The sequence below is a fragment of the Stenotrophomonas terrae genome, from assembly GCF_039674165.1.
GTDB classification, from domain to species: Bacteria; Pseudomonadota; Gammaproteobacteria; order Xanthomonadales; family Xanthomonadaceae; genus Stenotrophomonas; species Stenotrophomonas terrae_A.
Genome location: NZ_JBDJMY010000002.1, coordinates 41868 through 62386 on the forward strand (window position 1 = coordinate 41868; position 20519 = coordinate 62386).

At 60.5% G+C, this 20519-nt stretch carries 23 protein-coding genes; 9 read left to right on the plus strand and 14 right to left on the minus strand.

Annotated elements, in window-relative coordinates:
* Positions 1-3: 3 nt before the first annotated feature.
* Entirely contained in the window at positions 4-624 is a 621-nt protein-coding gene (imuA, locus tag ABE493_RS01300) for a translesion DNA synthesis-associated protein ImuA (protein WP_346496529.1), read from the minus strand.
* Complete coding sequence (gene lexA / locus ABE493_RS01305) at positions 624-1229, minus strand: transcriptional repressor LexA (protein WP_346496531.1); 606 nt, start codon at positions 1227-1229, stop codon at positions 624-626. The genes imuA and lexA overlap by 1 nt, the downstream gene beginning before the upstream one ends.
* 159 nt (positions 1230-1388) lie before the next feature.
* Between lexA and ABE493_RS01310 the strand changes: the two genes are divergently transcribed.
* Positions 1389-2333 (plus strand): GGDEF domain-containing protein, encoded by a 945-nt coding sequence (locus tag ABE493_RS01310; RefSeq protein WP_346496533.1) that lies wholly within the window; start codon positions 1389-1391, stop codon positions 2331-2333.
* A gap of 20 nt (positions 2334-2353) precedes the next feature.
* Positions 2354-2728: a hypothetical protein gene (locus ABE493_RS01315; protein WP_346496535.1), complete on the plus strand. Its 375-nt coding sequence runs from the start codon at positions 2354-2356 to the stop codon at positions 2726-2728.
* Between the two features lie 67 nt (positions 2729-2795).
* Here ABE493_RS01315 and ABE493_RS01320 read toward each other — a convergent pair whose 3' ends face one another.
* From ABE493_RS01320 to ABE493_RS01360, 9 genes are all read right to left on the minus strand, one after another.
* A complete protein-coding gene (locus ABE493_RS01320) occupies positions 2796-3494 on the minus strand; it encodes an OmpA family protein (protein ID WP_346496537.1) in 699 nt (232 codons plus the stop codon).
* Between the two features lie 139 nt (positions 3495-3633).
* Positions 3634-5043 carry a cryptochrome/photolyase family protein gene (locus ABE493_RS01325; protein ID WP_346496539.1) on the minus strand — a complete coding sequence of 470 codons (1410 nt, stop codon included), beginning with the start codon at positions 5041-5043 and terminating at the stop codon, positions 3634-3636.
* Positions 5044-5057: 14 nt separating this feature from the next.
* Positions 5058-6488, minus strand: a complete 1431-nt coding sequence (locus ABE493_RS01330; RefSeq protein WP_346496540.1) for a replicative DNA helicase — start codon at positions 6486-6488, stop codon at positions 5058-5060.
* A 214-nt stretch (positions 6489-6702) separates the two neighbouring features.
* On the minus strand, positions 6703-7260 hold the full coding sequence (locus tag ABE493_RS01335) for an NADPH-dependent FMN reductase (RefSeq protein ID WP_346496542.1): 558 nt from the start codon (positions 7258-7260) through the stop codon (positions 6703-6705).
* Between the two features lie 105 nt (positions 7261-7365).
* The gene (locus ABE493_RS01340; RefSeq protein ID WP_346496544.1) at positions 7366-8220 is read right to left on the minus strand and encodes an EcsC family protein; all 855 of its coding nucleotides are present in this window, start codon (positions 8218-8220) and stop codon (positions 7366-7368) included.
* 5 nt (positions 8221-8225) lie between these two features.
* The gene (gene orn, locus ABE493_RS01345) at positions 8226-8801 is read right to left on the minus strand and encodes an oligoribonuclease (RefSeq protein WP_346496546.1); all 576 of its coding nucleotides are present in this window, start codon (positions 8799-8801) and stop codon (positions 8226-8228) included.
* Positions 8802-8889: 88 nt separating this feature from the next.
* Positions 8890-9375: a tRNA adenosine(34) deaminase TadA gene (gene tadA / locus ABE493_RS01350; RefSeq protein WP_346496755.1), complete on the minus strand. Its 486-nt coding sequence runs from the start codon at positions 9373-9375 to the stop codon at positions 8890-8892.
* 237 nt (positions 9376-9612) lie between these two features.
* Positions 9613-10275 carry a hypothetical protein gene (locus ABE493_RS01355; RefSeq protein WP_346496548.1) on the minus strand — a complete coding sequence of 221 codons (663 nt, stop codon included), beginning with the start codon at positions 10273-10275 and terminating at the stop codon, positions 9613-9615.
* Positions 10276-10416: 141 nt separating this feature from the next.
* Positions 10417-11955 carry a sensor domain-containing diguanylate cyclase gene (locus ABE493_RS01360; protein WP_346496550.1) on the minus strand — a complete coding sequence of 513 codons (1539 nt, stop codon included), beginning with the start codon at positions 11953-11955 and terminating at the stop codon, positions 10417-10419.
* Positions 11956-12178: 223 nt separating this feature from the next.
* Between ABE493_RS01360 and ABE493_RS19410 the strand changes: the two genes are divergently transcribed.
* Together ABE493_RS19410 and ABE493_RS01370 are read left to right on the plus strand one after the other, a co-directional pair.
* Positions 12179-12763: a phage integrase central domain-containing protein gene (locus ABE493_RS19410; protein WP_430980687.1), complete on the plus strand. Its 585-nt coding sequence runs from the start codon at positions 12179-12181 to the stop codon at positions 12761-12763.
* Positions 12764-12835: 72 nt separating this feature from the next.
* Positions 12836-13156 carry a hypothetical protein gene (locus ABE493_RS01370; protein ID WP_346496555.1) on the plus strand — a complete coding sequence of 107 codons (321 nt, stop codon included), beginning with the start codon at positions 12836-12838 and terminating at the stop codon, positions 13154-13156.
* Between the two features lie 493 nt (positions 13157-13649).
* Here the strand turns inward: ABE493_RS01370 and ABE493_RS01375 are convergent, their stop codons facing one another.
* From ABE493_RS01375 to ABE493_RS01385, 3 genes are all read right to left on the minus strand, one after another.
* The gene (locus ABE493_RS01375; RefSeq protein ID WP_346496557.1) at positions 13650-14291 is read right to left on the minus strand and encodes a hypothetical protein; all 642 of its coding nucleotides are present in this window, start codon (positions 14289-14291) and stop codon (positions 13650-13652) included.
* 142 nt (positions 14292-14433) lie between these two features.
* A complete protein-coding gene (locus tag ABE493_RS01380) occupies positions 14434-14619 on the minus strand; it encodes a hypothetical protein (RefSeq protein WP_346496761.1) in 186 nt (61 codons plus the stop codon).
* A gap of 406 nt (positions 14620-15025) precedes the next feature.
* On the minus strand, positions 15026-15766 hold the full coding sequence (locus ABE493_RS01385; RefSeq protein ID WP_346496559.1) for an antA/AntB antirepressor family protein: 741 nt from the start codon (positions 15764-15766) through the stop codon (positions 15026-15028).
* 550 nt (positions 15767-16316) lie between these two features.
* Between ABE493_RS01385 and ABE493_RS01390 the strand changes: the two genes are divergently transcribed.
* The 5 genes from ABE493_RS01390 (at position 16317) to ABE493_RS01405 (ending at position 20079) form a co-directional block, all read left to right on the plus strand.
* The gene (locus ABE493_RS01390; RefSeq protein WP_346496561.1) at positions 16317-16700 is read left to right on the plus strand and encodes a hypothetical protein; all 384 of its coding nucleotides are present in this window, start codon (positions 16317-16319) and stop codon (positions 16698-16700) included.
* A gap of 132 nt (positions 16701-16832) precedes the next feature.
* Positions 16833-17111 carry a hypothetical protein gene (locus ABE493_RS01395; protein ID WP_346496563.1) on the plus strand — a complete coding sequence of 93 codons (279 nt, stop codon included), beginning with the start codon at positions 16833-16835 and terminating at the stop codon, positions 17109-17111.
* A gap of 904 nt (positions 17112-18015) precedes the next feature.
* Complete coding sequence (locus ABE493_RS19415) at positions 18016-18279, plus strand: energy transducer TonB (RefSeq protein ID WP_430980689.1); 264 nt, start codon at positions 18016-18018, stop codon at positions 18277-18279.
* 482 nt (positions 18280-18761) lie between these two features.
* Positions 18762-19334, plus strand: a complete 573-nt coding sequence (locus tag ABE493_RS01400) for a hypothetical protein (RefSeq protein ID WP_346496565.1) — start codon at positions 18762-18764, stop codon at positions 19332-19334.
* Positions 19324-20079 carry a hypothetical protein gene (locus ABE493_RS01405; protein ID WP_346496567.1) on the plus strand — a complete coding sequence of 252 codons (756 nt, stop codon included), beginning with the start codon at positions 19324-19326 and terminating at the stop codon, positions 20077-20079. Before ABE493_RS01400 ends, ABE493_RS01405 begins: the two co-directional genes overlap by 11 nt.
* Positions 20080-20519 lie beyond the last annotated feature (440 nt).

The following is a 20519-nucleotide window of genomic DNA, read 5'->3' on the forward strand; positions in this document are numbered from 1 at the left end:
GGTTTACTGCCCCCGGGCAAAGGGCAGCGGCCGCGGAGGCACCATGCCACCGCGGCACTTCAACACCCGCAGCTGCGCCGGCTGCGCATCGATGGCGATACGCAGCGCCGCAGGCGAAGGGTTTTTTGCCGCCTGCAACGGGCGGCTGGCAAAGCCCAATGTCTGCCCGGACTCGGCCGCCACCTGCAGCCGCCGCAAGGCCTTGTCCTCAGCCAGCTGCGGCCAGCACAGCACGGCACCGCAGCTACCCGAACGCAGGCATTGTTCGGTGGCCCAGAGCGCATCGCGCTGATCGGCCGCCTGCACCACCTGCAACTGGCGCAGGTCGATGCCCGCCGCCTGCCAGGCTGGTGCATACGGGATATGGGGCGGTGCCACCAGCACCACACGCTCACCGGCCTGGGTCAGGCGCGCCAGGCTTGGCCACAGCAGGCGCAGTTCCCCCACACCTTCGGCGGGCAACAGGATTTCGCTCAGCGCCGATTCTGGCCACCCGCCGGTCGGCAACACCGCATCCAGTTGCGCATAGCCGGTGGGCTGGCGGCTGGCCGGCAAGGGCGCAGGCCGCCCACGCCAGACCCGGCGTTCATGCAGCAGGCTATCAAGGGCAACAACCGCGCCCATCAGCCGCGCCGCACCAGACCACAGAACACGCCTTCGACGGCGAAGTCCTGATCGGGCTGCACTTCAATCGGCGCATAGGCCGGATTGCGCGGCAGCAAGCGCAGCGATGCGCCGCTGCGCGCGAGCCGTTTGATGGTCAACTCGCCATCCAGCCGGGCAACCACCGTCTGCCCGTTGCGGGCATCACTGCTGCGCCTGACTCCGACCAGATCGCCATCGAAAATACCGTCGTCGATCATTGAATCGCCCTGCACGCGCAGCAGGTAGTCCGGGCGCATCGCAAACAAACGTTCATCCAGTGCCAGGGTGTCGACCAGGCCGGCATCGGCGCCGATCGGTGCGCCTGCGGCAACCCGCCCGAGAATAGGCACCTGCAACAGCTCGGCGCGCGCCGACGGGCCCGCAGGGCGGATCCCACGCGCCTGACCGGCAGCCACTTCAATCAGCCCTGCCTCGTTCAATGCCAGCACATGCTTGCGCGCCGCCCCCCGCGAGGCCAAGCCGCAGGCGCTTGCGATTTCGGCCAGGGACGGCGATTGCCCGGCATTCACCTGGTCACGGATGTAGCCAAGGATGGCGGCGCGGCGGGGGCTGAGGTCAGTCATTGAGTACATTTGTACTCCATCTGCACAAAGCCCGCCAGAGGCTAAGCGCCTCTATTCAGGTGAACGTGCAGAACACAGCGCCGCTGCTATCTTTCGCCTCATATGGACCCAAAAGTCTCCATAAAACCGTACCCGTCACTACCGCAGGCATTGCGCAGCGTGCCACTGCGCACCATCGCCCCGGTAACCACGCTGGCCTTGCTGTGTTTTGCGCTATGGCTGTGGTTTGACGGCCAGCGCCTTGCGGCCGCCATCAGCGGCCTGTTGGCAATCCTGGCCCTGCTGTCCAGCATATGCATCCATCAGCGCCAGCCGCGCCTGGAACTCGGTGGTGTACTGCTGTGCGTGGCCACGGTGGGGGGCTGCCTGCTCTCCGCCTGGCAATTGGGCAGCGCTGCCCTGCCGTGGACTTACCTGGTGCTGATGTCGAATTTCTTCATCGTCCGCAATCAGATTGCCACGCCGCTCAACCTGATGCTGGTCGCCGGCCTGCTGCTGATGCCGGGCCTGTTGTTGGGCCAGCCAACACAGTTGCAGGCGCTGATCGTGATCGTGTTGGTTTTCGGCTTTGGCTACCACTTCTCCCATCGCCTGCAAGGCGACCGCACGCGCCTGGAAATGCTGGCCTCACTGGATGCGTTGACCGGTGTTCCCAACCGGCGGGCGCTGGAAAAATCCTTGCAGGCGCATATCGACGGCATGCGCGCAGAGCGCTTCCGGCAAGGGCTGGTGGTGATCGATATCGACAATTTCAAAGAGGTCAACGACCGCTACGGTCACGGCGCCGGCGACACCGCCTTGTCCGACCTGGCCGCGATCCTGCGTTTTGAACTGCGCGAAAACGACCAGGTATTCCGTTTTGGTGGCGAGGAGTTCGTGATCCTGGTTGATACCGGCAGCCGCGAAGCGCTGGCCCGTTTTACCGAGCGTCTGCGCAAGACTGTCTATCAATCGCTGCGCGGTCCCGGTGGCCGCATCACCATCTCGGCGGGCGCGGCGATGTATGCCGGCGAGCAACGCTGGCAGGACTGGTTTGCGCGCGCCGATGCCGCGCTGTATGCGGCCAAGGGCCAGGGGCGCAACAACGTGGTGATAGCGGAGTAACCGGAGTAACGGCTGTTTTGATGTTGGTTCTGGTTGTGGCTTTGGCTTTGGCTTTGGCTGCTTCTGCTTCTGCTTCTGCTGCTTCTGCTTCTTCTGCTACTTCCGCTGCTGCTGCTTCGGCGTTGGCTTCGGCGTTGGCTTCGGCGTTGGCTTGGCTGTTGCTGTTGCTGTTGCTGTGGCTGTTGCTCCCTTCTCCCGCCTGCGGGAGAAGGTGGTGCGCAGCACCGGATGAGGGGAGCTTTGGCTTTGGCTTTGGCTTTGGCTTTGGCTCTGGCTGTGCTTTTGTTCTGGTTGATCAAAAGCAAACCAGGCAACAGCAGGAGCTACCCCTCCCCAACCCTCCCCTGCGCCTACGGCACAAGGGAGGGAGCAAAGCGCTGCTCTCCATTGACTGAAGGAAACCAGCAAACGAAAGGGCCGCTTGCGCGGCCCTCTCTTTACTTCAGCAAACAAGCTTTCCGATCACGAACGCAGCGGGATCACGCGGATCTCTACGCGGCGATTCTGTGCACGACCTGCATCGGTGCTGTTGTCAGCAATCGGATAGGCCTTGCCTGCACCCAGGGTTTCAATGCGCTCGCGCTGCACGCCCTGTGCGGTCAGATAAGCCGCAACCGCGTCCGCACGCTCCTTGGAAATACGGTTGTTCACCGCATCGGTACCAATGCTGTCAGTGTGGCCGACCACTTCGATCATGGTCTGGTTGTACTCGCTCAAGGTGCTCGCCACGCCATTGAGTGCACCATAGAACTGCGGCTTCAAGGTGGTCTTGTTGAAATCGAAAGTGATGCCATCGGGCAGGCTCAAGGTGATGTTGTCACCGTCGCGCTGCACGTCGATACCGGTATTGGCAGTGCGCTCACGCAGTGCGCGCTCCTGACGATCCTGGTAATTGCCAACTGCAGCGCCGCCAAGTGCGCCGATACCGGCACCCACCATTGCGCGCTGACGACGTTCGGTGGCGTTGCCGCCGCTGAGCAGGCCGGCAGCAACACCGATGGCCGAGCCGATCAGCGCGCCCTTGCCGGTCTTGTTCTGCTGCTGGGTCTGGTTGCCGTACTGGTCCTGCTGCACATACGAGCCACCGGTAGCGCAGGCCGAGAGGACGGCTGCCGTCACCAGGCCAATGGAAAGATTACGAACAACAGTTAGGGTGGTCATCTGATGAGTCTCCTGATGGGCCGGACTGGCCGCGTGGATTTGCCGGGCAAGCATAAACATCACGAAGCATTACCTGCATGCATCCCAACCCGCTTCACGGGTATCCATTCATCTAACTGTCTTGCGCGTTAAGCCAGTGTCAGCGACAGCGCTGATAGGCCGCCAAGGCCTCATCCCGGCCCTTGGCCAGGTCTACCAAGGGCTGCGTCGGGTAGCTTGGTGCGTGTTCGGCCAGCAGCTGCGGGAACTGCCATGGCGCGAACCGCGCCTTGAGCGGCAGCGCGGCAAGCTCGGGCACCCAGCGGCTGATATAGCGCGCCTGCGGATCGAACTTCTGCGCCTGCGTCACCGGATTGAACACCCGGAAATACGGAGCCGCATCGGCACCGGTACCGGCGATCCATTGCCAGCCCATGCTGTTGTTGGCCAGGTCGGCATCCACCAAGGTGTCCCAGAACCAGCGTGCGCCTTCCTTCCAGTGCATGCGCATGTGCTTGCACAGAAAACTGCCCACCAGCATCCGCACCCGGTTGTGCATGTAACCGGTCGCCCATAGCTCGCGCATGCCAGCATCAACGATTGGAATACCGGTACGACCCTGCTGCCAGGCTTCCAGCATTGCCGGCTGCGCAGGCTCCCAGGCAAAGCGCTCAAAGCGTGGATTGAGATTGACGTCGCTGGTCTGTGGGAAATGGTGCAGCAGGTGGCAGGAGAACTCGCGCCACCCCAGCTGCCGCAGGTAGCCGTCGATATCGGCATCGCGACCGGCGCTGCGCATGGCTTCCAGCGTATGCGCGATACGCCACGGCGCGATCTCGCCGAAATGCAGGTGCGGCGACAGCAGTGAGGTGCCGGTACGGTCTGGCAGATCGCGCTGCTCGCGGTAACCATTGAGCGCGCCTTCGGCAAATACTTCCAGCGCCTCCTGGGCACCGGCTTCGCCGGGCTGCCAGTGCTCCCAGAAACCGGAGTCCCAGCCCAGCCGTGGCTGCAGTGCGAGTGCCTGCAAGGGCACGCCCGACACCTTCGGCGAGCTCAACTTGCGCGGCGCGTCGGACAGCTCAGGTAGCCGCCAACGGGTCAGCGCATTGCGCCAGAACGGGGTGAATACCTTGTAGGGGCCGCCTTGCAGCGTGGCCAGTTCCCACGGCTCGAACAGCAGGTAGCCGTTGTGGCTTTCAACCTGCACGCCTTGTTCGCGCAGCCCACGTTTGATCGCCGCATCACGCGGCTGAGTGGCTGGCTCGTATTTGCGATTCCAGTAGACCGCCTCAGCGCCGCTTTCGGCGATCAGCGCCTGCAACTGGGCCATGCTGTCGCCACTGCGCAATACCAAGGCAGATCCAACCGCACGCAACTGCGCATCAAGCTGCTGCAGCGAACGATGCAGCCACGCCTCCGAGGCAGCGCCCGGTGCCCATGCGCCCTCTTCCTGCGGCGCATGGATGTAGACCGGAACAACCTCATGGCCAGCCTCAAGCGCGGCCTGCAACGCCGGGTTGTCACGCAGGCGCAGATCGCGGCGGAACCAGACAATAGCTGTGGACATGCGTCGGCTCCGGCTTATTCGAACGAACCGACCGAGTCGTGACTCAGGTTGTCAAAGCGGGTGTACTCGCCGAAGAACTTCAATTTGCACGAACCGGTGGGGCCACCACGGTGCTTGCCGATGATGATCTCGGCCAGGCCCTTGTCCGGCGAATTTTCCTTGTTGTAGTAATCGTCGCGGTAGATGAAGACGATCATGTCCGCATCCTGCTCGATAGCGCCGGATTCGCGAAGATCGGCCATCACCGGGCGCTTGTCGGTTCGGGTTTCCAACGAGCGGTTGAGCTGTGACAGCGCAATCACCGGCACGTTCAGTTCCTTGGCCAGACCCTTCAGGCCACGCGAGATTTCCGAAATTTCGGTCGCGCGATTCTCGCTGTTGCCCGGCACGCTCATCAGCTGCAGGTAATCGATCACGATCAAACCAAGGTCGTGCTCACGCTTGAGCCGGCGGCATTTGGAACGCAGGATTTCCGGCGACACGCCCGGCGTATCGTCGATGAAGATCTTGGTTTCCTTCAGCATGCGGATGGCGCCGGTCACGCGGCTCCAGTCCTCATCCTCAAGCTGACCGGTACGCAGGCGCTGGGCGTTGATGCGGCCGTTGGAGGAAATCAGACGCATCGCCAGCTGCGATGCGGACATTTCCATCGAGAAGATCGCCACGCCTTTCTTGGACTTGATTGCCGCGTACTCGGCGATGTTCAAGGCCAGCGTGGTCTTGCCCATGGCCGGACGCGCAGCCAGGATGATCAGATCGGTCGGCTGCAGGCCGGCGGTCATCGCATCGAAATCGTTGTAACCGGTCGGCAGACCGGTGATGTTGCCGCCATTCTCAAAGCGGTTGCGCAGTTCCTCGAAGGCATCCTTGAGTGCACCGGGCATCGCCACGAAGTCGGTACGCCCGCGCGCACCCTGCTCGGCGATGGCGAACACCGACTTTTCTGCGGTCTGCAGCAGCTCCGAGCTGTCGCGGCCTTCAGGCTGGAAACCGTCATTGACGATATCGGTGCCGACCTGGATCAGCTGCCGCAGCACCGCCTTGTCGCGCACGATTTCCGCATAGGCGCTGATATTGGCCGCCGACGGCGTGGTGCTGGCCAGCTCGATCAGGTAAGCACCATCGGCAACCAGATCCGACTTGCCCTGCGACTCGAACCACTCACCCAGGGTGACGGCATCGAACGGACGGTCACGCTCGGACAGGTCGTGGATCGCGCGGTAGATCAGCTGATGGTCGCGCCGGTAGAAGTCCTTGTCGGTCAGCACCTCGTTGACCCGGTCATAGGCCTCCGGGGCCAGCATCAAACCACCAAGCACGGCCTGCTCGGCTTCCACCGAATGAGGGGGAACGCGCAGGGCGTCGATGCGCTGCTCGCTACGATCAGAGCGATCGTTGCGGTCACCGCGGTCGCGGTCGGAACGGAAACCAGTACGGGCGGACATGAAAAGCGTATTTCCTGCAATAAGGCCGTGCGGCCATGGTAGGTGGGCATTGCCCACCGGGATACGTACAAGTCTGTGGATAACCTGTCTACAACCCAAGCCCCAGCGGGACCGGGAGTGGGCTGGCATACAGAAACAAACACCCGGCGCCGTTGCAGCGCCGGGTGGGATTATCGCATGTGCCGCGCAGGTGCCGGCTGCTGCCAGCCGCGCATCAGGCTTTGAGCTGGTGCTCGGTCCAGGCCAGGAACTTGTCGACATAGCCCTGCAGGAACTGCCGGGTACCGTCATTGCTGATGGTGCCGTCTGCCTCTATCAGGCCATCCTTGAACTGGACGAAAGCCTCCGGCTGCGGCATCACCGCCAGGTCGACGAAAACCAGCACATTGCGCAGGTGCTGCTGCGCCAGGGCGCTACCGATGGCACCGATCGAGGTGCCGACCACCGCCGCCGGCTTGCCGGCAAAGGCGTTGTCGCCATAGGGGCGCGAGGCGGTGTCGATGGCGTTCTTGAGCACGCCGGGAATGGAGCGGTTGTATTCGGGGGTGACAAACAGCACCGCGTCAGCCGCCCGCACCTGGTTCTTCATCCGCGTGCCCTGCGCAGGGAACTGGGTGTCGTGATCCTGGTTGTAGAGCGGGATATCGCCGATTTGAATGTATTCAAATTTGGCGCGATCACCGGCCAGCTTCTCCAGCGCCAGCGCCAAACGGCGGTTGATGGACTCCTTGCGCAGACTGCCGACGAAAACCGCGATCCTGTACTGATTCATGGCCACCTCGCTTCGGAAGGAAAATACAGGCTAGAGGCTATTGGCTTCGCAACAGGTGAAGGCAGCACGGTCGCATGCGCCTACCGATGGCGAAGGGGTACAGCTTCAGGGGTGCAGCCGGCCAGTGACTCCGCCGTAGGCCAGGCGAACCGCCTCGAATCCGTACTTCTGTTCCAGCCGCTTGATGATGAAATGGCCGCGCGCCATGTCCTGGTAATAGCCGGTGAACATGGTGTTCAAGGTTGCGCCCGCTATTGCGCCGATCACCGGCACCGCCTGCGCGACAAACTTCTCCGACACCACCACGCCGAACCGGGCTGCGATTTTCTCCACCACCCTGGCCAACCATTTGCCGGCTTCCTTCGGGCCCAGCCCCAGCAATACGCCATGGCTGCCCGTAACGGCGCTGCCAGCCAATTCGGCCGACAGATGCCGCATCACCTCGGTGGTGAAGCCGCGCGCCAGGTAATAGCCAGTTTCGCTGGCATCGTCCTTGCCCGAGTTGCCACCCAGGGCGAACACTTCCAGGCAGGCCTGGCGGGTGGCCATGTCAACCAGGTCGAAGCCTTCGCTGCGAGCGACATCGGCAACCGCGCGCATGAGGATGGTGGTCGACAGCGGCAGCTCGATTGCCAACGCGGGCAAGCCGCCGGCACCGCCAAGCGCGCCGGACGCGGCGGCGGCAAGTTTGTGCAGGCGCGGCGAGGCTGCCTTGCCAGGTTGCTTGTTGTCCATCGTCCACAAGGCCGTCTGCGCGGCCTTGTACAGGGCCGCCTCGGTGACGCCCTGGATGCGCGAAGACACCGCCGAAGGCAGCTTGCGTACCGCAAACTCCAATGGCGAGCCGATCAGGTTGGCCATCTTGGCGGTGAGCGTGGGCGATTCCAACAAACCCACTGCCCGCTGCAGATCGGCCAGGTCCTGCGCGTTGTCATGCAGACGCAGAGCAAGCTCGGTCATCGTCCTCAGCCTGCTTCCGGCAACCCGGCCAGCACGCCCATGAATTGCCGGTAGTGGCGCAGTTCGGCAATGGAGTCCTGCACATCGCTCAACGCGGTATGGCTGGAGGTCTTGCTGACGCCGGCTGCAACGGTTGGCGACCAGCGCTTGGCCAGTTCCTTGATGGTGGACACGTCCAGGTTGCGGTAATGGAAGTACTTTTCCAGCCGCGGCATCTGCCGGTGCAGGAAGCGCCGGTCCTGGCAGATCGAATTGCCACACATCGGCGACGCACCGGCCTTGATCCACTCCTGCAGGAAGGCAATGGTTTTGGCTTCGGCCTGGCCCACGCTGGTGCTGCTGTCCAGCACCCGCTGCCACAGGCCCGAACGCTGGTGCTGGTTGCGGTTCCATTCGTCCATCGCTTCCAGCACCGCCAAGGAGTGGTGGATGGCGAATTCGGGGCCTTCGGCCAACACGTTGAGCTGACCATCGGTGACCACGGTGGCGATCTCGATGATGGAATCGTTGTCCGTATCCAGTCCGGTCATTTCCAGATCAATCCAGATCAACCGGTCGTTGCCTGCGCTGTTGTCCGCCATGTGCTGCCTCATGCTGGGGGCCGGCGGTCAAAGCCGCGCGGCCGGAATATCGATGCACATGATACCCCTGCCACAGGTGCTGGCCGCGTCAAAGGTCGTCGGGACTCAACAGCGGACGGCCGCGCTTGGCCCGGAAATAATTGGTCAGGCGCAGGCTGGCGTCCTTCGCCAGCACCCCGCCGAGCACCTGTACACGGTGGTTGTGACGCGGATCGCCCAGCAGGTCGAACACACTGCCGCAGGCGCCGGTCTTGAGGTCGGTGGCGGCGAACACCACCCGCGCGATGCGCGCGTGCACCACCGCCATCGCACACATGGCACAGGGCTCCAGGGTCACGTACAAGGTGCTGCCGACCAAGCGATGGTTGCCCAGCGCCTTGCCGGCCTGACGCATGGCCACGATCTCGGCATGCGCACTGGGGTCGTGGCTGGCGATATTAAGGTTCCAACCCTCGCCCAGCAACGCGCCATCGGCACCCACCAGCACCGCGCCCACCGGTATCTCGTCGAACTCGCGCTGGGCGCGGTCGGCCAGCGCCAGGGCGTGGCGCATCCAATGTTCATCGTTCGCCATCTCGGCGCTATCGCTGCCTGGAATGTCCGTCACTGCAGACCATCCGTCGCTGCGCGCACAGGGTGACGGCAGGTGCCCAGCGGCACCTGCATCGCAGCAGACAGACTGCGCGTGCGTGGAAACATGGCTTGCAACTCCGACGACCAGGGCCAGGCCCGACCGCGACATTTTACGCCAAGCAACACGCAACGCGCCCAGCCGCCCGCCCTGCGCTGCAGGACCGGGGCAGAGCTGCCTTTACTGCGCTGGCGCCACCGCCCCTTCCGCCACGTCGTCGCTGGCCTTCGGAGCGAGCGAATAAGCATAGCTTTCGTCATACAGACGCACTTCGAGCTTGTCGCGCCCGCGCCGTTCGACCGTGTAGATGCTGCCTTCCCAGTTCCCACTCATGGCGGTGATGGGATCAATGTCGCCCAGACGGCTGGCGTCAATGCGTAGTACCACCTTGTCTGCCTCATAAGAGGGCAGGACCTTGCTGAAGTACGTCGCATGCTGTCCTGACGTCATGGCGCCGTATGAGCTCGAACTGGGGTGCGCCACCAGGAACGCAAAGTTCTTGCTGAAATCGATGCCCGATAGATCGATCGACGCAATGTTCCGGCCAGGCCTGGAAAGCGCACTCAGCGACGCCACTGCATCGGCGTCGGCAATCGGGAAGAACTCGATATCGCTATAACCGGGCCTCGATTCGCCTTCCATCCCAAAACCACTGCCGCCAAGCAGCGCCGACAACATCTGCCTGCTGTTCAGCACCGGGCGACTGCTCACATGGAACTTGCTGGAAGCCTCCAACTCGGCGGCCTTGCCGGTAACGGAGAGGTTCCCTTCCTGGTCACAGCCGCTTAGCAGCAACAACGAAAAAAGGCCAGCAGCGACAAAACCAAGAAGTGACCGATGCATGCCGTACGTCCTGTACAAAGCTGCGCAGCTCGCAGCGGGCCGGCAATCATGCAATCCGTTTCCTCGCCTGTATGTAGGGAAACGCCTACTTACGCCTCACCGCATGCTCTCCAGCGCCAAGGTTCACAAAACGGCACAGATCTAGGAGCTGACGCCAATCTCACGCTGGTGCACCGAAACGCAATTCCTGCCACCGCGCTTGGACGCATACAGCATTTCATCGGCAGCCTTGAGCACGGCATCGACCTCGAAACTACTCTGCGGCCAATTGGCGACACCGAGCGAAATCGTGATCATGCCGACCTTGGGAATCTTCATTTCCTCAACCGCCTTGCGCAGGCGTTCGGCCACCTGTGCTGCGGTCGCCAGCGTAGTGGAAGGCAGCAGGATCAGGAACTCCTCGCCGCCAACCCGCAGCGGCACATCGTAGGCACGGCAGGCGTCGCGCATGCGCTGGGCGAGCTGCTGCAAGGCCGCGTCGCCGGCGGCATGGCCATGGCTGTCATTCACTTTTTTGAAGTGATCGATATCGATCGAAATAACCGAGAACGGAGTTGCCTGGCTCTCGAAGTCGGCCAATGTCTCATCCAGCCGCCGCCGGTTGCCGAGCTTGGTCAACGGATCGGTGGCCGTGTCCTCACGTAGCTTGGTGAAACTCTTGTGGAAGGCGTCAATACCGATCAGCAAGGCCTTCTTCAACTCGCGCGATTCGAAATACCAGGACTTCACCGAGCCGATGTCCTTGGCCGAGGACGGGTCTTCCATCTTGCGCGCGCCATCAGCCAACAAACGCAGCGGACGCGAAATCAAGCGTGCGCTCCACAGGATCAGGATCAAGGTCAGGATCGTCGCCGGCAGCGCCCTGTACAAGGTGCTTTGCATCAGCTGGGTCAGCGGTGCAAGCGTGGCCGCTTCCGGGCGCTGGGCAACAATCCCCCATCCCGTCGAAGCCACCGGCGCGTAGCCCGCCAGCATTCTGACACCCTGTGAGTTGACCGTACCGCCCTTGCCCGCCTGACCAGCAGCAACGCGGTCGACCACCACATTGTGCTGCACCAGATCGCCGACCCGGTTCGGGTCCGGGTGATAGATGATGCGCTTCTGTTTGTCGACCACGAACAGGTAGGAGCCGTCGACATAGAAATGCTGGCCGAGCAGCCGGTCGAGGATGTTCTCCTTCTGCAGGTAGATCGCCCCACCCACCGCACCGAGATAACGGCCGGACGCGGACACCACCGGGTGGTTGATGAAGACGATGAAGTTGCCGGTAGCCGACTGATAAGGCGCGCTGATCAGCGGCCGCTTCTCGCGCAGCGCGGTCTTCACCGCCTCGCTGCCCAGCACCCGGCCCTGCAGACCCAGGGTTTCCGGCGAGGTCGCCAGCACCTTGCCGGTCGCATCGAAGATGGTGATGGAGTTGAAGCTCTTGCTCATCATGCGCAGGCGCGCGGCTTCCTCCTCCAGCTTGGACACGTCGTCCATTTTCACGGCTAGCAGCTGCGCGGTATAGGCAAGCTGCAGCTGTGACGCCTGCAGGAAGTCTTCAGTGCTTTTGGCCAGCTTGTTGGCGTAGGCGTAGTTGCCGTCCAGCGTGGTGTCCATCAGCTGCTGGCGTTGCACCGTATAGCTGGCATAGAAGGTATTGGCGAACGGCACCAGCGCGCCCAGCAAAGTGAGCACCAAGATAAGTTTTCTGAGATCCATGGATTCCAACGCGGACGCTTGAAGGTATTGCCGCGACGAACCCACGCATACCCGGGCATGCATACCCGGGCGCGCAGCTCCCCCAAGCCGCCGCCATTTTACCAGCGGAACTGTCATCGCAGGCGCTTGCCTGGGATGGGCTGCTACACCTTCGGCGCACGCCCAACGCCCTGCCCGAAAGGTCGGCCGCCGCCGCGAGATGGGACTGGGCCCGCCTCCCTCGTCAGCCTGGCTGAAGCGCGTCAGGCAGCCATGGCACAGCGCCGCATGCTCGTCGCCGGTGAGGATCCGACATCCACCCGCCGCGCCTCCCGGGCTGCAGGCGCCAGCCGCGGACGCCTACATTGATTCTCACAGGACAGGCTGGAAGAACGACGCCCAGGCCGCCCAGTGGACCCAGTCCCTGAAGGACGACGGCCCCGCCCGCTCGGTACCCGTCGCGGAGGTCGACACGGCGATGGTGATGGCGTGCCTGCGTCCGATCTGGGAGAAGAAGACGGTCACGGCCGGCAGGGTCCGCGGCCGGATCGAGCGGGTGCTGAACTCGGCCCGAGTCCATGGCATTCGGGAGGGAGAGAACCCTGCCAGGTGGCGCGGCCACCTCGATCACCTTCCGCTAAAGCCTTCCAAGGTGCGTAAGGAGAAGCACCACGCGGCCATTCCGTACGCGGACGTGCCCGCGTTCATGGCCTCCGTGGCTGAACGCGCCGCGCGCTCCCGCCGCGCCTTGCGTTTTACCATCCTTACGGCTGCTCGCACCGAAGAGTTGTTTGGGGCCGACTAGCCGGAGTTCGACCTGGCCGGCCAGGTCTGGGCCATCCCGGCCGGCCGCATGAAGGGAGGTCGGGAGCACTCGGTGCCGCTGACCGCGGTGGCCGTGGTCGTCTTGACCCCTCTCAGCCGTAAAGAGCAGCCGTTCAAGCTGTCCGAGAAAGCCATGCTGTATCTGGTCCAGAAGCCAGCACCCAAGGGGTTGGGCCTACCCTTCACGGTTCACGGCTTCCGGTCCAGTTTCCGCGACTGGGCTGCCGAGGAAACCGAGACGCCCAATGAAGTGGTGGAGATCGCGCTGGCCCACGCGATCAGGAACAAGGCCGAGGCTGCCTACCGCCGCGGCGCATTGCTGGATCGCCGGTGGGTATTGATGGATGAGTGGCAGGCTTATCTGGGGTTGTAGTGCCGAGCCAAGCTCGGCACGCCACCTAACAGGACGGCCGAGTGCCGCAGACGGGCGCTTCTCCAGCTACCGTCGCCCCCACTTCTCCAGCGCAATCGCTGCCGTCTCGGCTCGCAGCTTTGCTTCGTGCCGACGCGCCCATTCCTCGCATCCTGCCCGGCCCGTCTCGTAGGTTCGGCAGTTGCGAGACGGGCGGGACGCACCTCCGTTCGGCGGTGGCAGGTGATAGTCCAGGTTGACGAACCACGATCCATCCAGTCGTTCGACCGGCCGGAACACCGCCAGGTCGTTTACGTAAATCGCGGTCAGCTGGCTTTCGAAGTCAGCGACCTTGGCCCATTTGAAACCATCTGGGAGCATGGGTGGATATCTGGCGGAGGGCAGATGCTACGCCCCCGCAGTCGCTCCAGGTGAGATCAAGCGACAGGCCCTCAGCGCCGAATGCTCAATTGATCAACTCGTCGAACCGTCACTGCACGGCTTCACTCACCAACTATGTTGCAAGAAACCCACTGATCTCTATTCCGGCCGTGCTCAACACGACGCCGACGAGGAGCAGTACCGTTCCCATCGCCGATATGTGAATTCCACCTGTACTAGACTCCTCCAATGCCTTCAGGGAGGCGTCATCACCAGCGGTGCGAGCGCTTGCCTCCGCCTTGATACGACCATCAAACTCGGATGCGTGAGTATCGATTTGACTTTCGGCGCCGCCGATTCGGTCCTGCAGTAGAAGAATCCCAGACTCCAAGTGAGCCATCTTCTCAGAAACATCCTGTGTCGCCTTAGGAACGTGGTGCGTTGTCAGTCGCATCCCGACAACAGCGCACGAAATCGTCACTCCTTCGGGCTCTAGATAGGCCCTTCGACGAACTAGCGGGCACCGCCTTACCCACTGGCCGAATGACTCCATGGGCGACCGGTGGCCAAAATGACGGCGTGTGGAGTGAAGGCCGTAGATCACCGTTGCTATACCAAGCACCTGCATAGCAAGCCCCGACAGGCGGATCGACGGTTCACTCCAGCCGAAAACGGCCATCGTAAGACCGCCAGCAAAGAGAACCAAAAGCGTGGTCCAAACCACCCAAATCTCCAAAAACCATGCACCTAAACGCTTCAATTTGATCCAATTCATGCCGTTCGTTTCCTCCATGACCATCTACGGAGATGCTAGGCCATCTTGCTGATTGGACAAAGCGCTCGATCACCTATAACTGAATTACCCTGCTAAGCCGCAATCCTGTGCTCATAGAACGGGGCCTCTTCTCGCCGAAGATTTAGTAGAGCGCCTGCAAGTCGGCCGGATCCGGCTTGAGACTAGCCTCAATCAGATCAGGCTTGATGTTGATGATTGTCCGGCCGTGGCCGGCGACAGCCATTCCGCTCAGGCCGGCATGGGCCGGCATGTCCGGGAATGCCCGGACGTCGCGTGCACCCGCTGCGGTCTTTGAGATCTCGACCATCTGTCAGTATGCCCCTGTTGGATTGGGGACATGCTGAGCTGGCGCGGAGGGGGTTCAACGGGGCTGCAACGCGGATAGACTGGCGCCTCATCTAAGTAGGTGCATATTTATGACGCAGGCATACGCGACGGCTTATTTGTTCTTAGATTCCGGTGACTTCAATGTTCCCCTTGGATGCCACTTCGTGGGCGAAGGAAACGCAAGCGCTTCTGTCTTTGTCTTCAAGAATTCGCCAACCGCCGTGGAAATCCGAATCCCCATCGAAGAGTTCCGCGCGTTACGGGATAGTGGAAAGGTGCTCGAAGCCCAGCCCTTGGTGGACACGATGCTCCGCCAATCCCAGCAATAGCGATGCTTAGAGCGAAGAGATGACCAACCCCGCAAAATCGGGGTTGGTCAGTGGCTCTTATGCAGCCTGCGGATAGATCATTCGCAACTGCCCCGGCTTCTCAAACGCACGTTGACACCTAGCGTAAAAATCCTGATATCCAACTGAGCTTTTCGCAAGGTTGGCTACTAAATCAATTTGCCTATCTACCAGCAGTGCTCCCCCATTGGAAAGCCACTGATGAAGCTTCTGCCCAGGCAGCCTGCGAGTCTTTAGTTCCGCCAGAACCTCCGCAGGCATAACCATCTGATAAATCCACTCGTCTGTGATTTTCCCAAACAAGAGTGGCGTTCCAGAGGAGTGTCCCTTGCAGGGAAGTCCGGACATATCTGCTAGCGCTTGATAGAAGCCTGAATGAAAGCGCCTTTCCCAGACCAACGGCTTCGGAAGCAACAGCTGTCGCACCGCACTTTCCACTACAACACTTCCCAAGAGCTTCTTCTCACAGGCGATGAAGTACCTTCGGACTGCCTTTCCAAGTTCCGTGCGTTCCACCATCGCCAACTCTTTGGCCATATCGATCGCAATCAGGTATTCCCTCGACGGTCGACCCACCTTGGAATTTTCTCCAGTTCTGGAGAAGACTTCGAAGTCTTGGTCTTCTGTGAAGTGATATTGCGCAATCCGGCCTCGGATCCAGCCGGAAAAATCTCTACCGATTTGCAGATACGCGTGAAGATCACGGGCATTGATGGCCATCGTTTGTTCGCCACCAATAGAGCGAAAGGCCAGGGTGAAGCAATTAGCAGGATCAATCATTTGTAACACCTCTATTTGGATTAGAGGCGTCGCGCCCAGCTAAACTCTTCAGAGTTGACACTTTCGTATCACACCCGGAAAATCCATGGCCGTCCGGAGGGGAGAAGTTCCGGACGGCGCCCGAACCAGGTTCGACGCAGTGGTTGCTGTACAAAATGGAAAAACATCCGCCCCATCTAGTTGACGCTAGGTGGGGCTTTCCATTGTGGAGGTGGAACCTCCAGAGCCTTAAGACGGGGAAAAGTGCCCGGAGCTCAACAACAAGACTACTGTCGATTTTTTTCCGGTCAACCCAGAAAGTGCGAAGCACATGCTTGACTAGGTTCACTCGTTACATTACGGGCCAACACGGGCGTTAGCGGGATACTACGGAAACCTGAAACCGGGGATGCAATAGAGCGATTTATTGGCCCCTCGACTGTGAGAAGGTAATTCTGCGCAAAACCTCCCGCGCCTTAATCGAGCTCAACCCCACAGGCGCCCCACCCTAACCGGGGTGCTACGATCCGGCCGATTGCAGAGGCCCCGTGCCGCTCTGCCAAGGAAGGCTATGGAAAAGCTACCTGAAGATGCCGAAGTGGTGATTACTGACTTACGCCGGCTGTACACGAAATTGCGGGAAATCATGGCCGCCGGTGAGCGTCTGAAAGGCGCCACTTCCTGGGAGGCCTCCGAGTACCATGAGCGCATCAAGACCGTGAAAGCGCAGCTCAAGGACTACGCCAAAACTGAGGCTTTGAACCTTCGAAGGAAGACACAGACCGATGCGGAGCGCTTCTTCTTCGGTCCTGCCGTCAGATCAGCCGCCTCACACTTTCGCATGCGGACGGACGCCGCACCGACGAAGTGGGTGTCAGAACTCTCGGAGGCATCCAGTGACGTGAGCTACTTCATCCACAAGTTTGAACGGCATTTCGAACTCCCTCACACCTGACCGGCGGGCGATCACCGCTCACAGGCACCCCCGAAAAGCCCTGCCATCCCGCACTCTTACGTCTCTCAAACAGGGAGACAGCCCGAGCCTAAGCTAGGAGCGCCCAAGACGGGCGCAACGAAGGGGAAAGGAATGGCCTACAACCTGTTTATTGCATATGACTTGATTGCCATGGGGCAGAACTACGAGGCAGTCAGAGATGCGATCAAGTCGCTTGGTCAGTGGCACCAATTCCAGTACTCACTCTTTTACGTGAACACCCAGCACAGCCCCGCTGCGGTATACAACATCGTCCTTGCAGCGATGGACGCAAACGACAAGCTGGCAGTCATCGATGCTCAAAGTGGAATCGTGACGGACTGGGACAGGCCGCCCATTGCCGAGATCAACGCCATTTGGTTTAAGCCGTAGCGGAAAGTTGTCGGGGGTAGCCCCTCCGATCTGCGGAAAATGGTCCATTCAAGCCTCCGAACTGGGTGATGCCCTGACAGGCGTCACCCACCCTAGCCCCGCTACCATCCAGTTCAACGGTACGGATAGCAGGGCTTTGAAATGAATGGCCTAAGAGAGCTGGCTGAGGCGCGTAAAGCTTTCGATGAGGCTCAGAGCATTCACCCACATCAAACCCACGACTACGGCTACGCCAGTCCTTCCTTACCAGCTCGCAGGGCTTGATTTTTCTGCAACCGACCAGGTTGCTGCAGCTCATTTGCTCGCTGTGAGCTCCCCTATTAGGATCACCTCAACGATCGATGGAGACGCAGCAATGATTGACACAGATTTGTTTTCGATCCAAGTCGTCCAATACGCCTACAGCGAGCCGAACGGTCTTAGTGGCCGGGGTCGACAGTACCTTGGCCCCAAAGAAATAGACGTGACTTGCAAGTCATGCGGAGAAGAGTGGAACGAGCTTAGTGCCAGATGCCTTCAAGGGGCCCTTGGCCGCATCGAAGTTGAGTGTCCCGAATGCGGGGAGGAAGAAATGGTTCCTGGGCAGCTATTCCGTCCGGACACCTAAAGCTCCTTTCTTCAAAGCGTGTCGCCTTGGCCAAAATAGTCACCGGCCCTGCATCAGGCCTATGGAATAGCTGCGACTGCGCCACTAGGCTTCGCCAGCAGGGAGTTAACGAACGAAATGGATCAGGGGGATGGTCCGCATGAAATTCGACGGGGGCAACATTAGGATGTCCAGGGGTCTACTAATCGCCCTCTTGGCAGCAGCGGGGGTCAAAACATCCCCCCTTCAACTACCCATAGAGATCTGCAGCCAAAACGGGAGCTATTCCGTAGCATTGTCAGCATACCGGCCGCCACCATCGACCGTGAAAGCCAGCCAGAAAACCCACCTCGCTATTCACGCGAGTGGGCTAGAGTTGGCATACAGGACGAAACCATACTAATCATCCACGTGAAGCCAGGTGGAAAGGTTGATTCTGTCTTGGTTGAACAATCCAGCGGATATCAAGTGCTTGATGAGTCTGCAGAGACAGCTGCCCGAAGCTGGCGCTACCAGCCAAGTGTTGTAAACGGGGAAGCCTTGAACAGCGGTGTATGTGTGCCCTTCAAATTTCGCCCTTGACGGAGTTCGCGCAAACCAATCGGTGTGGCGATGTCCCTCATAGTCCGCCTAGCGCCAAGCGGTTCGCTTACTCAAGACATCTGTAGAAAAGCAGTAATGGACGCGCATCAGCACCGCACGAGGACTAGGCCCCAGCGACCTACCTAATCACACAGTGGACCTCCCGAGGCAGGCATCAATTTCGGATGGTCAACTTAATGGGTTGAGCCTCGGTCCAGCGGCCCCAATCAGGGAACTTGACGCCCCCCCACAAGCGCTGATACAACACCACCACCCCACGCCTCTCAACTCTACAGGACGTATGAGTTATGAAACGACGTGTTTGGTTTGTGCCGATCAGCCTGTCACTTGCAGTAATCGGTTTGGCATACGCATCGATAACTACCCCCTCCCCTCCAATCCCAACACTGCCACCCGTGCAGGCTATTGCGCCTGCCCAGCAGGGCGGGAATGTCCTTTGCTATGGAGGTGGATGTGCCTCTATGCTGGGTATGATGCAATCCCAAATCAACGAGGAGTTCTTTACTCAGGGCTTCCCTCTTGAAGACGACCCACCAGTTAGCAAAGCGCAGTTCTGCTCCAACCTGAAAGCACAGCGCCCGCCGAACTGTCCGAATCTGTATCCAGATTCGACGCCTGGTGTGCCCACCCCTGGCAAGAGTGCTTACGCATTCAACCAATGCGGCCCGAATCGTCTGACTATGTGGCTTGGCGACAAATTCCTTTCGCACATTGCAACTAACACCTACTCCGGAGATTTCAACGCGCCGGCCCCAGGCGTGAGCTTCTTGGGTGCTTGCCAGTCACACGATCAATGCTGGGCGGGAGGGGAATCCAAAGCATCCTGCAACCTTGATTTCGTGAACTCAATGACTAGTGCTTGTAATGGTCTCGGCAGCGCCGGTGCGATCGACTCGTGCCGCGGCTATGCGGGCCTTTACCACTTCGCTGTCACGAGTACCGACAAGTCGCAAGAAGTTTATAACTCACAGCTCCAGAAGCGGGAGTGCTCTATCTGGGCTCAAGACATGAGGACCAACAACTGTGCGAACTAAGTCTTTTCCCGCAGCCTTGATTGCCACACTTCTCCTCGCCGCGTGCACATCTGAAAATCATGGCAAGGCTGCTATCAACGATGGCTCGACCGGGAGTTCAGCCGACTCACCACCTACCGCAGACGCTAGTGCAACGCCACAAGCATCCGCCGCTGCAAGGAACCAGAACAGCCACAGGGCACTTTCCCAGAATGAGAAATCTCTTCTGGCAACGATTGATTCCCGCTATTTCGGAACACTCAGCAACTCCTCGCCAGGAGAAGATGTCGACCTCAATGAACTAGGGTTCCCTGATGCGAGCAGCTGGATTTCCGCTGAGAGGAGCACAGATGATGAGTTACTGCGGAACGCGCGCAGTGGCGGCCATCTGGAGAAAGAGCTTTACATCGATCGAGTTACGAGCCTGATTCCAGAGAACAACTGGAAGGGAGTTAGCGACACCGCTGAAGACAACGCATTAGCCAGGAAAATTATGGACGCCCGTTCGTTCGCTTTGCAGAACATTGGAGCTACGAAGAGTCCGTTCGCCGTCTATCAGGCTGCCGCGCTCTTCAACACGACAGAAGTCGGTGGAAACCCGGCCATGATTGCGGCATCGTTTCAGCTAGCCGCAGAGCTGGGTGACACGCGGGCAACTCGGATGCTGCAGAGCTACATGTCTGCAAATCGGAACATAGATGCAAAAGGGGTGCTCGCAGCTTATACGTTCCTCAAGTCCGACTTGCGTAGTCCGATAAGCAACTAAAGCCCCGTCTGACGGGCATTTGAGAACTACTTCAGCTCTTGTGTAGCGAGAAGGGGCACTGAGTTGCCCCCTCTCGTATAGCCGCTCTTCTCGACACTTCCAAGGTGCCGAGCTTAGCTCGGCACCGTCCCGCCGGGGGCAAGCTGGGCGCTCCGAATCTGGGTAAATCGCCTGTATGGCAAAGGTGCCCGTCACCACAGTCCGGCTGCGGTCGATGATTGGTCCGGTGAGGATTGACGTGCGTAGAAGGTCCGATCACCACCACTGCCTGGTGCGCAGGCCAGTCATGGCGAATCAGGCGCGCTTGCGCGCGGCACCAGCCCCAATCGCCTCACGGCGAGCGGAGGAACTTGTGGGGCGGTGGTGATCGGGTTGAAATGAAAAAGCCCGGCTCTTGGCCGGGCTTTCGTCGCGTGATGGCAAGAGACTGTAGAGGGAAA